Origin of the sequence: Pseudoalteromonas sp. MEBiC 03607, from assembly GCF_004792295.1 — a bacterium.
In the GTDB taxonomy this organism is placed as follows: Bacteria; Pseudomonadota; Gammaproteobacteria; order Enterobacterales; family Alteromonadaceae; genus Pseudoalteromonas; species Pseudoalteromonas lipolytica_C.
In genome coordinates this window covers 2,070,475-2,084,800 of the sequence record NZ_SRRY01000001.1, presented here as the reverse complement: position 1 = coordinate 2,084,800, position 14,326 = coordinate 2,070,475, and the positions used below count along the sequence as shown (strand labels likewise).

The 14,326-nt window shown below is 43.0% G+C and carries 9 protein-coding genes; 6 read left to right on the top strand and 3 right to left on the bottom strand.

Annotation, left to right across the window (positions count from 1 at the left end; translation table 11 throughout):
- Positions 1-41: 41 nt before the first annotated feature.
- Positions 42-1,457 carry an FAD-dependent oxidoreductase gene (locus E5N72_RS09615; RefSeq protein ID WP_135924238.1) on the bottom strand — a complete coding sequence of 472 codons (1,416 nt, stop codon included), beginning with the start codon at positions 1,455-1,457 and terminating at the stop codon, positions 42-44.
- 9 nt (positions 1,458-1,466) lie between these two features.
- Complete coding sequence (gltB, locus tag E5N72_RS09610; RefSeq protein ID WP_135924237.1) at positions 1,467-5,924, bottom strand: glutamate synthase large subunit; 4,458 nt, start codon at positions 5,922-5,924, stop codon at positions 1,467-1,469.
- Positions 5,925-6,621: 697 nt separating this feature from the next.
- Here gltB and E5N72_RS09605 point away from each other — a divergent pair.
- From E5N72_RS09605 to E5N72_RS09580, 6 genes are all read left to right on the top strand, one after another.
- Positions 6,622-7,875 (top strand): efflux RND transporter periplasmic adaptor subunit, encoded by a 1,254-nt coding sequence (locus tag E5N72_RS09605; protein WP_135926267.1) that lies wholly within the window; start codon positions 6,622-6,624, stop codon positions 7,873-7,875.
- 21 nt (positions 7,876-7,896) lie between these two features.
- Positions 7,897-8,604: an ABC transporter ATP-binding protein gene (locus E5N72_RS09600; RefSeq protein ID WP_135924236.1), complete on the top strand. Its 708-nt coding sequence runs from the start codon at positions 7,897-7,899 to the stop codon at positions 8,602-8,604.
- A gap of 2 nt (positions 8,605-8,606) precedes the next feature.
- Positions 8,607-9,920 carry an ABC transporter permease gene (locus E5N72_RS09595; protein WP_135924235.1) on the top strand — a complete coding sequence of 438 codons (1,314 nt, stop codon included), beginning with the start codon at positions 8,607-8,609 and terminating at the stop codon, positions 9,918-9,920.
- 11 nt (positions 9,921-9,931) lie between these two features.
- Entirely contained in the window at positions 9,932-11,137 is a 1,206-nt protein-coding gene (locus E5N72_RS09590; protein ID WP_135924234.1) for an FtsX-like permease family protein, read from the top strand.
- A gap of 81 nt (positions 11,138-11,218) precedes the next feature.
- Positions 11,219-12,547: a sigma-54 dependent transcriptional regulator gene (locus tag E5N72_RS09585; RefSeq protein WP_135924233.1), complete on the top strand. Its 1,329-nt coding sequence runs from the start codon at positions 11,219-11,221 to the stop codon at positions 12,545-12,547.
- Positions 12,547-13,839 (top strand): ATP-binding protein, encoded by a 1,293-nt coding sequence (locus E5N72_RS09580; protein WP_135924232.1) that lies wholly within the window; start codon positions 12,547-12,549, stop codon positions 13,837-13,839. The genes E5N72_RS09585 and E5N72_RS09580 overlap by 1 nt, the downstream gene beginning before the upstream one ends.
- 77 nt (positions 13,840-13,916) lie before the next feature.
- On the opposite strand, the gene E5N72_RS09575 is transcribed toward E5N72_RS09580, so the two are convergent.
- Complete coding sequence (locus E5N72_RS09575) at positions 13,917-14,255, bottom strand: Grx4 family monothiol glutaredoxin (protein ID WP_054551536.1); 339 nt, start codon at positions 14,253-14,255, stop codon at positions 13,917-13,919.
- Positions 14,256-14,326: the final 71 nt, after the last annotated feature.

Sequence of the window (14,326 nt, the reverse complement as noted above, 5' to 3'; positions counted from 1 at the left end):
GCCATCGGCTTGCTTTCAAAATCGTACATTAAGTTAAGTAGTTATACGCCAAGATATTCCATTATACCTTCAGCTGCATTTCGGCCTTCGAAAATAGCTGTAACAACTAAATCTGAACCGCGAACTATATCACCACCCGCAAAGATTTTAGGGTTCGTTGTTTGGTGAGTAAATTCTCCTTGCTCAGGAGCATTAATGCCACCCCAATGATTGATTTCAACGCCATACGGCTCCAACCAATCCATTTTATGAGGTTTAAAACCAAATGCCATTAGCACTTTAGTTGCTTCAATAACATGTTCAGAACCGGCCACTTCTTCGGCACGACGACGGCCATTCTCATCTGGTTCACCCAACTGAGTTTTAACCATTTTTACGCCTGCAACTTTGCCTTGTTCGTCAACCACAATACCTTTAGGTTGAACGTTAAAGGTAAATTCAACACCCTCTTCACGGGCATTTTTAACTTCACGTTTTGAGCCTGGCATGTTTTCTTCGTCACGACGATAAGCACAAGTTACTTTTGTAGCACCTTGGCGAATAGAGGTTCTTACACAGTCCATTGCTGTATCACCACCGCCTAACACGACGACTTTTTCGTTAGCCATATCGATATAAGCTTGTTTGTCTTCCGCATAACCCATAACACGATTGGTGTTACCGATTAAGAATGGTAGTGCATCAAACACACCATCAGCGTCTTCATTCTCAAGTCCTGCACGCATACTTTGATACGTACCAACACCTAAGAACACGGCATCATATTCAGCGAGTATTTCATCAAGGGTAACATCTACGCCAACCTCAGTGTTTAACTTAAACTCGACACCCATTTCAGTGAAAATTTCACGACGCTTTTGCATCACTTCTTTTTCAAGCTTGAATGAAGGAATACCAAACGTAAGAAGTCCGCCAATTTCTGGATGACGGTCAAACACCACAGGTTTTACACCGTTACGTACTAAAATATCCGCACAGCCCAGGCCTGCCGGGCCTGCACCAATAATTGCTACTTTTTTGTCAGACCAAACCACATACGACATATCTGGTTTCCAGCCCATCTTAAAGGCTGTATCTGTGATGTACTTTTCGATATTACCGATAGTAACAGCACCGAATTCCTCTTCAAGTGTACATGAGCCTTCACACAAACGGTCTTGTGGACAAACTCGTCCACACACCTCTGGTAAGCTGTTAGTACGGTGAGAAAGCTCTGCCGCTTCTAAAATACGGCCCGTACGAATGAGCTTTAACCATTGTGGAATATAGTTATGTACCGGACATTTCCATTCGCAATACGGGTTACCACAATCCAAACAGCGGTCCGCTTGTGAGTTTACTTGTGTCTCAGAAAACGGCTCGTAAATTTCGACGAAAGATTGCTTACGCGCTGAAATTGGCTTTTTACGCGGATCAACACGTTGTACATCGATAAACTGGTATACATTTTCGCTCATACTACCCCCTTACTGAGCCTGAACACGAAGCTCTGCGCTGCTGCGCGCTCGGTGTCCGAGTAAACTTTTTACATCACTAGATTTTGGCTTAACTAATTTAAACATTGGAATGTATAAATCAAAGTTAGCTAAAATCTGCTCAGCGCGGTTTGAGCCTGTAAGCTCTAAATGCTCAGCAATTAGGCCGCGTAAATGTTCTTGGTGTGATGCCAACCCTTCGAGCGTGACAATTTCAACAAGCTCAGGGTTAATGCGTTTTTCAAAGTCATTGCCTTCATCAAGAATATAAGCAAAACCACCTGTCATACCTGCACCAAAGTTGATACCTACTTTGCCAAGCACGCAAACCACACCACCGGTCATATATTCACAGCCGTTGTCACCAACACCTTCTACAACCGCTTGTACGCCAGAGTTACGAACTGCAAAACGCTCACCTGCACAACCTGCCGCAAATAATTTGCCGCCTGTAGCACCATATAAACAGGTATTACCGGCAATAGTCGCTTTGTGGCTTTCGAACGATGAACCCAGCGGTGGACGAATTACCAGCTTACCGCCAGCCATCCCCTTACCAACATAGTCATTCGCATCGCCTACTAATGTCATTTCAAGGCCACCAGCATTCCATACACCAAATGATTGACCCGCTGTACCATGAAGCTCAATAGAGACAGGATCAGCAGCCATACCTTGGTTACCATGTTTAGAGGCAATATAGCCCGATAACATCGCACCCACTGAGCGGTCAGTATTACAAATACGACTTACCAATGAGGTGCCCGATTTTTCATCAATCGCTTGTTTTGCTTTTTCAAGCAAGGTTTCATTTAGCTGACCTAAATAATGCGAACTATTAGGTGCACTGCAATACAGAGTCTCACCAGTTGGGTTATTTGGTACCGCAACCACAGATGACAAATCTACTTTCTTTTGCTTCTCTGTTTTGCCTTCAATGGCTTCAAGCAGGTCCAAACGACCTATTAAATCGGTTAATCGAGTAACCCCTAAGCTTGCCATTATTTGGCGCGCTTCTTCGGCAATAAACTTAAAGTAGTTCATCGCCATTTCTGGCAGACCATGATAATGCTTTTGACGAAGCGTATCGTCTTGCGTTGCAACACCGGTCGCACAGTTGTTTAAGTGACAAATACGCAGGTACTTACAACCAAGTGCCACCATAGGGCCAGTACCAAAGCCAAAGCTTTCAGCACCTAAAATAGCCGCCTTGATGATATCTAGACCCGTTTTAAGGCCACCATCAGTTTGTAGACGAATACGATGACGTAAACCATTTTCTACTAGCGCTTGCTGGGTTTCAGCAAGACCAAGCTCCCAAGGACTTCCTGCATACTTAACAGAAGTAAGTGGGCTTGCACCTGTACCACCGTCATAACCAGCAATGGTGATTAAATCGGCATACGCTTTTGCTACACCTGTTGCGATAGTACCTACACCCGGCTCAGAAACGAGTTTCACCGAAATCAGTGCATCTGGATTTACTTGTTTTAAATCGAAAATAAGCTGGGCTAAATCTTCAATCGAGTAAATATCGTGATGCGGCGGAGGCGAAATCAAGGTCACACCCGGTACCGAGTAACGTAATTTTGCTATATATGGCGTTACTTTTTCACCCGGTAATTGACCACCCTCACCTGGTTTTGCACCTTGCGCAACTTTAATCTGAATTACATCAGCGCTACGTAAGTAGTGTGGTGTTACGCCAAAGCGGCCAGATGCAACTTGCTTAATACGCGAGTTTTTCTCAGTGCCGTAGCGAAGTTTGTCTTCACCACCTTCGCCTGAGTTTGAACAACCACCTAAACGGTTCATTGCAATCGCGAGCGCTTCATGAGCCTCTGGCGATAACGCACCAATACTCATTGCTGCTGAGTCAAAACGCTTGTAGAGCTCAGTTGCCGGCTCAACGTCATCGATATTCACACCAGCTTCAGGAATTTTCACTGCCAACATGTCACGTAAATTGGTGATAGGGCGGTTATTTACTAAATCAGCGTAGGCTACATAGTCGCTATATTCCCCAGAACGCACTGCTTTTTGCAGTGTCTGGATAACGTCTGGGTTGTACGCATGGTATTCACCACCATGAACATATTTTAATAAGCCGCCATGGCTTAATAATTTACGTTTACTAAAGGCTAACTTATGTAGTTTGCGCTGGTCATCATCAAAGTCAGTAAAACAAGCCCCTTTGATGCGACTTGCCACGCCATTAAAACAGGTTTCTACAACTGCATCTGATAAACCAACGGCTTCAAATAACATCGAACAGCGATACGAAGCAACAGTACTAATGCCCATTTTCGACATGATTTTATATAGACCTTTATTTATCGCATTACGATAAGCAAGGGTTACTTCACAGTAGCTCTTGTTTAAGATCTTTTTGTCAGTCATCGCAACTAACGATTCATACGCAAGATACGGATAAATTGCTGTTGCACCAAAGCCTAGTAATACAGCAAATTGGTGTGCATCACGGACACTGCCCGATTCAATAATGATATTTGATTCACAGCGTAAGTTGTTATCAACTAAACGTTTTTGAACAGACCCTACCGCCATTGCAGCCGGGATAGGCAAGTGCGTTTCACTAAAGTTACGGTCACTTAGAATAAGCATGACACAGCCCGACGCTGCTTTTGCTTGCGCTTCATCACAGATACGGGTGATCGCTTTCTCTAAACCTTCTTCTTTGGTGTAAGTAATATCAATTTTACAATAGCTGTAATGTTCATCGTCAGCATTGATAAGCTGTTGCATGTCTGCATACATCAAAATTGGCGTATCAAACTGTAAACGCTTAGCATGGCCTGTTGTTTCATTAAATACGTTTTGCTCACTACCAATACAAGTAGCTAAAGACATAACGTGATTTTCACGAAGTGGATCAATCGGTGGATTGGTTACTTGCGCGAATTTTTGTCTGAAGTAATCGAACAGTGAACGATGACCTTCTGAAAGTACCGCAAATGGCGTGTCATCACCCATTGAGCCTGTTGCTTCTTGACCATTTTCGCCCATTACACGAATAACGCTATCAAGTTCTTCGTTGGTGTAACCAAACATTTTTTGGTACTTAAGCAGAGTTTCATCATCAAATGAACGGTTGCCCGCATCTTTCTCTGAGAGTTGCTCAAACGGTGTTAAACGCTTAACGTTTGCTTCTAGCCATGCTTTATATGGATGGCGTGATTTAAGGTCTTGGTCAATCTCATCTGAATGCCAAATCTTCCCTTGATGAGTATCTATAACTAATAGCTCACCAGGGCCAACACGGCCTTTCTCAACCACTTCGTCTGGTGCGTAGTCCCAAATACCTACTTCTGAAGCAAGGGTAATGAAACCATCTTGAGTGATTACATAGCGAGCTGGACGCAAGCCATTACGGTCAAGGTTACAGGCTGCAAAACGACCATCTGACATTACAATACCTGCCGGGCCATCCCATGGTTCCATGTGCATTGAGTTGAAGTCATAGAATGCACGTAAGTCATCATCCATGGCACGATTCTTTTGCCATGCTGGTGGCACAAGCATTCGCATAGCACGGAATAAATCCATACCACCCGCTAAGAACAACTCAAGCATATTATCTAAGCTTGAAGAGTCAGAGCCGCTTTCGTTCACGAAAGGCGCTGCTGATTGCAAATCAGGAATAAGTGGTGAGGCAAACTTATACGCACGGGCACGAGCCCACTGGCGGTTACCTTGAATAGTATTAATTTCACCATTATGCGCTAAATAGCGGAATGGTTGCGCTAATGGCCAACGAGGTTGTGTATTAGTAGAGAAACGTTGGTGGAATACACAAATCGCACTGGTCATACGAATGTCAGCTAAATCTAAATAAAAGTTAGGTAAGTCTACAGGCATCATTAAGCCTTTATAGACAGTAACTAAACCAGATAAGCTAGCAATATAAAAATGTTCATCGTTTTCGAGGCGCTTTTCTGCACGGCGACGTGCTACATACAAGCGACGCTCTAAATCTTTTGGACGCCAGCCTTCTGGTGCGCTCACAAAAATTTGTTCAAAGCCCGGTAGTTGTTTTTTTGCAATTGGCCCTAAACATGATGAATCTGTTGGCACTACACGCCACCCCTGAATACTCAAGGTTTCTTTTTCAAGTTCTTCACTCAGCACATCTTTAGCTGTTTGTGCAAGTACAGGATCAGCATTTAAAAATACCATGCCGACTGCGTAGTTCTTACCTAAATGCCAATCATGTTCGCTGGCAATAGCACGAAAGAAACTATCGGGTTTTTGCATTAATAAACCACAGCCATCACCGGTTTTGCCATCTGCAGAAATACCGCCTCGGTGTTCCATGCGATCTAAGCCCGTGATTGCTGTTCGAATCAAGCGGTGACTCGCTTGACCATTGACCTGGGCTATTAAGCCAAAGCCACAATTATCTTTTTCTAATTTTGAGTCATATAACATAGACCCCTCCCCTTGCTACAACGACTAGCGATTCAGTCTTTTGCGACAGTGCTAGCAGACGAACAAAACTATCGCCAATTGTTCCATGAGTCAATAGAGATTTGAATACATATTCATATTCTTGAATATTTCTCACTTGAAGGCATATATTAAATACTAAGCAATTTTTTTACATTTAGACGTATTTTTACCGTTATTTTTTTATGACACTGGTGTCAAATTTAACAACTTGTAAAAAACCAATCTAAAAACCCGCACCTTTACGTTAACGTAAACTGCACCTATAAATGAATAATTATTCACCTTATGAATATCAATGCAGCTTTTTATGGGGTCTCACCTAGCACAGTTGCATCATTATTTACTCTTGGCTTTAGCATAGTTACAAACTATGTATCTGAGCAGACTACCTTAGTCGCAATGACTGAGTTTCTTTACCTATGCGTCAACAAACAGCAATTTAAAAGTGTCCGCTGCGGACACTTTTTCTGTCCGCGGACAGGCAGTAACTCATCAAATAAAATAAAATACATTAAAAATCAATATATTAAATTTTGGCACGCTACTGGTATAGATAAAACATCAGCGAAATTGAGGATTTCAAAATGTTCACTATCAGTTTGTTTATGGCTTCTCCACTTACCATGCTTGCCGTTGGCTTCATGATTGTGTGTTTTGAGAATCGTAAGGAGTTATGATGATTAAGGATACCAGCGCCCAAGATATTAGTGTGGCAAAGAAAAACACCATTAAAAAACCACTTATGTTAGCAGCGGGGGTAATACTTGTTGGTGCGCTTGGCTTTCAAGCTTTGTTTGCCAGTAACGATGGCAGCATTTCGGTTGATGCAGCAAGCCTACAAATTAGTGAAGTGAGCCAAAAGACGCTCACCAGAGATGTGGCAGCGAGCGGTAAAATCGTTGCAGCCAATGCGCCAAAGGTTTACAGCCCTGAACGTGGCTTTGTCGATTTAAAAGTAAAAGCCGGTGATAGCGTTGAAGTAAATGAAGTGATTGCAACCGTTACCAGCCCTGAGCTAACCAACGAATTAAAACAGCAACAATCAGTATTAGCGCGATTAGACGGCGAATTACAACGCAAGCAACTTGAAGCGCGCAGGCAAAAGCTGAGCCTTACCAAAGCACTCGATTTAGCTCAGGTAGAACTAAATGCCGCAGATAGAGAAAACCGTCGCGCTAAAATCTCTATCGAGAAACATTTGATCAGCCAAATAGATTTAGAAAAAGCCGTTGATGATTTAGCTCGTGCCAAGCTTTCATATAAGCACGCCGAGCAAGAAGTCAGCTTAGCTAAAGATACCCTCGCATTTGAGCTAAAAGCAGCAGAGCGCGATCTGGCGCGTCAGCAATTGATTGTTGATGACTTACTAAGACAAGTAAATGAACTCACCATTACCGCCAGTGTAAGCGGCATTGTTGGAAACTTATTAGTGCAACAAAAAGAGGCGGTAACACAAAGCCAACCGTTAATGACATTGGTCGATTTAAGTAACTTTGAAGCAGAACTGCAAGTACCAGAAAGCTACGCCAACGAGCTAGGTCTTGGTATGCAAGTAGAACTTACTTTAGGCGCACGTCATGTAACAGGCACCCTATCGGCTATTTCGCCTGAAGTGAATAATCGCGAGGTCACTACCCGCGTACGCTTTGACAATGAGATTTCTGGCATTCGCCAAAATCAACGCTTAACCGCACGTATTTTATTAGAGAATCGCGACAATGTATTGCAGGTAAAACGCGGCGCATTCTTACAACAAGGTGGCACCCATGCTTATAAAGTTGACGGTGACATGGCTTATTTAATCGATATAAAAACCGGTGCAAGCAGTATCAATGCTGTCGAGATTATCGAAGGCGTAGAGCCTGGCGATAAGTTAATTATCTCGAATTACGATCGCTTTAAAAAAGCACCCTCACTGGTTTTACGCTAACAAATAAAAGGAATAATCAACATGCTTACAATGAACAACATCAGCAAAGTGTATCAAACAGATATGGTACAAACGCACGCCCTTCGCGACTTCAACCTACAAGTAGAAGAAGGTGAATTTATTGCCGTAACAGGCCCGAGTGGCTCAGGTAAAACCACCTTTTTAAACATTGCCGGTATGTTGGAGCCGTTTAGCGAAGGCCAATACATGCTAGACGGTATTGATGTGGGTAAATTAAATGACAACCAGCGCGCAGATCTCCGTAATCAAAAAATTGGTTTTATTTTCCAAGGCTTCAACCTTATTCCAGATTTGAACTTGTATGAAAATATTGAAGTACCACTGCGTTATCGCGGTATCAGAGCTGCTGAGCGTAAACGCCGAATTGAACAATGCCTTGAGCAAGTTGGTTTAGCCTCACGCGCTAAACACTTACCGCAACAACTTTCTGGTGGTCAACAGCAACGTGTCGCTATTGCCAGAGCCCTTGCAGGTGAACCACGCTTTTTACTCGCCGATGAGCCAACTGGTAATTTAGACAGCCTAATGGCGCGTCAGGTAATGGAGCTGCTTGAGCAAATCAACCGTGATGGCGCAACCATCATCATGGTAACCCATGATCCAGAGCTTGCCCGCAGAGCACCACGTAATATCCAAGTTGTTGATGGCCAACTCGCTGACTTCACTTTGTATCAAGGCACCCAAAACCTTAAAGCGGCTGGAGTGTAACCATGTTCCTTCATTATTTAGATTTAAGCTGGCGCAGCTTTAAGCGCACGCCACTAGTAAGCTTTTTAATGGTGCTGGCTATTGCCATTGGTATTGGCGTAACCATGACAAGTTTATCTGTGTATCACATGATGTCGGCAGACCCTATTCCTGAAAAAAGTAGCGATCTTTACTCTGTGCAGTTACAAACCATGGATGAAGGCCGTACGTGGTGGACAATCGATAACATGCCACTGCAATTAACCTATCAAGATGCAGTCAACCTTAACCAGGCCAAAGCAGGTGGCAAGCGTGTCACTATGGTTAGAACGGGTTTTTCGGTTTATTTAGACTCAGACACAGTTAAACCATTTATTGGTCAAGCTCGTCTAACCACCCCTGATTTTTTCGATATGTTTAACCTATCGTTTATTTATGGTGGGGTTTGGAGCGCGCAACAAGAAGCCGATGCAGCCCCTGTTGTGGTGATCAATAAAGAATTAAACGACAAGCTATTCGCAGGTGAAAACCCAGTAGGCAAAATGGTGTACCTTGATGATGCTAGTTACGAAGTTATTGGCGTGATTGATGATTGGGATATCACCACCAAATATTATGATCTGAACAACGGTGCATTTAATAAGACCGAGCAACTATTTTTACCATTTAGCCTAATGAAAGCACGCCAGCTTGAAAACTGGGGTAATACCAATGGTTGGAAGCACGAAAAAACCAATACCTTTAACGACAAACTCAATTCTGAAATGGTGTGGTTACAATTTTGGGTTGAACTAAAAACACCTGCAGAAAAACAAGCTTACCAAGACTTTTTAATGGCCTATATGCAAGAGCAACAAAAGCTAGGTCGTTTTAACCGCGAAAAATTAACCGCCACCTTACGCGATGTAAATGAGTGGATGCAGTACAACAATGTTGTCAGCGAAGACAACGAAATTCTGGTTGGCCTAAGCTTTATGTTTTTGGCGGTATGCCTTGCCAACATTTTAGGTTTATTACTAGCGAAATTTTTACGCCGCGCTCCGGAAGTCGGTGTGCGCCGTGCATTAGGTGCCAGCAAACGCCAAATATTCTTTCAACATATTGTTGAGGTCGCGATGTTAGGTTTCTTAGGTGGCATCTTCGGAATTATTTTGGCGCAAGTGGGCTTATTAGGCGTACGTCAAAGCTATAGCTACTACCAAAGCTTAGCCACAATGGACTTAAGCATGTTACTCAGCGCACCTGTGATTGCAATTAGCACCTGTGTGATAGCGGGTCTGTACCCTGCTTGGCTGGTATGTAAAACCAACCCTGCTATTTATCTTAAGAGCCAATAAGGAAGACACCCATGTTAGAAATTAAACCTATCTTTCACGCCTTATGCCGCTCAAAAGTTGGCGCTATATTATTACTGATCCAAATTGCCATCACCACTGCGATTGTCAGTAACGCAGCGTTTATTATTCAAGACAGAATTAGCTATTTAAGCCAAGAGACTGGCTATCCTGAACAAGACATTTTTGTTTTTAATGTCATGATGTTTGGCAAAGATGTGTCGCCGTCACAGCAATATGAGCTTGATGAAGCCATGCTTCGTCAAATACCTGGGGTAGTCGATGCTGCTTACTCGAGTAACACACCACTTTCGGGCAGTGGTTCTTCGTCAGATTTTAGTTTAAAGCCAGCACCTGAAGAGAGTAAATCAGCCCGTACTTCTTACATGTTTATCGATGAGCATGGCATTAATACCTATGGCGTTAAACTCATTGCTGGGCGTAACTACACTGAAGACGAAGTGATCGTTACCGATAACTATGATGAGCTTTCAAAAGTAACCGTTGTCACTAAAACCCTACTCGATGAGCTGTTCCCTGACGGCAATGGTTTAGGCCAAACAGTCTACTTTGGTGACATTCCAATGAAAATAATTGGTGTTATTGATCTAATGAAAGGCCCATGGCTTAAAGACAGCCGTCCAGATAACGTAGCACTGCTGCCTTTTATTAAGCCTGGAACAAATGCACGCTTTGTGGTTAGAACGGAGCCTGATCAACGTCAATCAGTCATGAACCGTGTTGAAGAAGCCATGTTAAAAAACTACAACAAACGCGTTATCTCTCGCATTCGTGGCTTAGATGACGATAAAGAGTCATACATGGCTGAAGACACATTAATGATGCGCATGCTGATTGTACTAATTACTATTTTAGTGTTGGTGACAGCCCTGGGTATTTTCGGCCTAACGTTGTTTAATATTAGCAAGCGTACTAAACAAATTGGTACTCGCCGCGCTTTAGGTGCCAGAAAGTCAGCCATTATCAGCTACTTCTTAGTTGAAAACGCCATGATATGTGTTGTTGGTTTAGTGATTGGTGTGATTGCTGCCGTGTATTTAGGGCAATTACTGATGCAGCACTTTTCAATTGCTCAGCTTGATATTAGTTACGTACTTGCTACAGCGCTGGCAGTGTTCGTTATGAGTTTATTAGCGGTACTTGCCCCTGCAAAACGGGCTGCGAATATCTCACCGAGCATTGCAACTCGAACAATTTAGTTCTCCCAACCTATGCTACACTGGATTAACAGTGTAGCATTCATCTTGCACCCTTATTAGGAAAATAACTAAAACAAAAATATGGAAAAAATACTTATCGTCGACGATAACCCAGCCATTTTGGATGCATTGTCGTTATTACTCGAAATTCACGGTTTTGATGTTGTTACAGCAAGTAACCCGTTTGAGGCAATTCAGGCCGTACAATACCAACGCATAGCGCTTGTTATTCAGGACATGAACTTTACCGCCGACACCACTTCAGGCGAAGAAGGCAAGGAACTTTTTTATGCCTTACGAGACATTAATCCTCACCTACCGATTATTTTGATCACCGCATGGACAGAGCTTTCTACTGCGGTTGAACTTGTCAAAGCAGGGGCTGCTGATTATTTACCAAAACCATGGGACGATGCCAAGCTACTTACTTGTGTAAATAACCTAATCGAGCTGGGTAAAGCAAAACAGCAAAACGAAACCTTTACCCGCCACCAGCAAGAGCGTGACGCATCTGTGCAACAAGCTAATTTGGTGGGCTTGGTTTATAAAAGTACCGCTATGGAGCACATTGTTAATCTTGCGATTCAAGTGGCTAAATCGGATATTTCAGTGCTGATCACAGGCCCTAACGGCAGTGGTAAAGAACGCATTGCGCAAATAATACAGGCCAATTCATTATTAGCAGATAAACCCTTTATCACTGTTAATGCGGGTGCTTTACCAAGCGAGCTTATTGAGGCTGAGTTATTTGGTGCCGAAGCGGGCGCCTATACAGGCATTACCAAACAGCGCATTGGTCGTTTTGAAGCGGCCGATGGTGGCACCTTATTTTTAGACGAAATTGGTAACTTGCCACTTTCTGGGCAAATGAAGCTATTACGCATTTTACAAACCGGTGAATTTGAACGTTTAGGCTCAACACAAACACGTAAAGTGAATGTGCGGGTGATTTCAGCAACCAATGAAGATTTAAGCCATGCAATTAAAGCAGGTCAATTTCGAGAAGACCTTTACTACCGCTTAAATGTAATTGAGTTAAATTTGCCAAGCCTTGCCCATCGCCCAGATGATATTTTAGCTTTGGTCGCACACTTTTTACCTGAGCGCACACTGTCGCTTAGTACAGAAAAAGCCCTGCTCGCCCATAGCTGGCCGGGTAATGTTCGTGAGCTTGAAAATGCCTGTAAACGCGCTGGCGTTTTAAAACCCACAGGGGTGATTGAGCTTGCTGATTTTGGCTTACAAGTTGAAACAAACAGCCCATCACAAACAAGAGCAGAGCCTAACAAACAAGAGATTGAACTTGCCATGCGCGAGTACAAAGGTGTGATTGCTAAAGTGGCTCGCCATTTTGGCCTAAGTCGCCAAGCGCTTTATCGCAGGCTTGATAAATTTAAGATTGAATACTAATGCGTTTTTCGTTTCGATATAAAATCATAACTTTGTGTATTGCAGCGTCTGCATTGCCGCTTATATTGGTTTGTTATTTTGCGGGTATAAGCTTGTTTTACAGCCTATTAGCCCTGCTCGCTTGCACCTTGATAAGCGGACTTTTTGCCGCGCAATTATCAGCTCCGCTCATTGATGGTATGAACTCGCTCGAAACCGGGCTGCTTAATTTTAAAGATGGTGAGCTGGCTACATTATTAGCCTATGATGGCAGTGATGAGCTAGGTAATTTATGCCGGCTTTATAACCAAACCGCAAAACAACTTCGCCAAGAAAAGCAATGGATATATCAGCGTGAGTTGATGCTCGACAAAGTGCTGCAAAGCTCGCCACAAGCTGTGCTTTTGACTAACGACCAAGGCTTTATTGTGTATAGCAACCACAGTGCTCGTAGCTTACTCGATGCTAAATCAGCCCTTGAAGGTGCCAAGCTCGAAAACTTATTAGATTCAAGCTGCGAGCAATTAACGCGTGCCATTCACAAAGGCGTTGATGGCTTATTTACCCTCGATAAAGCAGATCAAGAATCACAAACTTGGCATATGGCAACAGGCCGATTATTACTAAATAATCAGTTTCACCAACTGTATGTTTTTAAACAGCTGACTCGCGAGCTAAGCCGCCAAGAAGTAGAGGTATGGAAAAAAGTCATTCGTATCATTAGCCATGAGCTTAACAACTCACTAGGGCCAATGTCATCAATGCTTCATAGCGCGCAACTATTAACAAAAGAAGTCGACGAGCCACGCTTAAAACGGGTATTTACCACCATTGAAGACCGCATAAAACACCTTAATGAGTTTGTACAAGGCTATGGCAAATTTGCTAAGTTACCCACCCCTCAACTGTCGACGATTAACTGGCCGACACTGATTGAGCAATTAAAAAGTCAGTGGCAGGTTGAGGTTTCACTTGATGAACGTGTAACAACTGACGCTGATCATACCCAACTCGAGCAGTTACTTATAAACCTATTAAAAAATGCCTATGAATCGGGTTCAAACCCAGAAGATGTCAGCTTAACTGTGCAACAAGAAACAAGTGGCACACATATCACAGTGAGTGATAAAGGCAAGGGTATGAGTGAGGCTGTAATGGCCAACGCACTTATTCCCTTTTACTCCACTAAAGCAACAGGCAGTGGCTTAGGGTTAGCACTTTGCAGGGAAATAGTTGAAGCGCACCACGGGCAAATTAGCCTACATAACCGTGAGCACGGTGGTTTGAGCGTGCATGTTTTATTACCTGGGTAATACCACCGCTTACTAATCTTAAGCGAATGGCTATAAAAAAAGCCGCAGATTGCGGCTTTTTTCTACACTAAATATAATTATTCAGCGTCTTTTTCTTTGTACTTTGCAGCTGTTTCAGTGATTAGTGGCTGTAATTCACCACGTTGAAACATTTCGATGATAATGTCACAACCACCGATAAGCTCGCCTTCTACCCATAATTGTGGGAATGTTGGCCAGTTTGCGTATGCAGGTAACTCTGCACGGATATCTGGGTTAAGTAGAATGTCAACGTAAGCAAACTGCTCACCACATGCCATAAGTGCTTGTGATGCTTGTGAAGAAAAACCACAGTTAGGTAACTTTGGTGATCCTTTCATGTAAAGAAGGATTGGATTTTCAGAAATTTGCTGTTTAATTTTATCGATGGTTTCCATTTACAACCTCAAAAAAGACATTAGCTTACTACATTGGCCTTGAAAAAGTTTCACAGTGGCCTCAGATATAT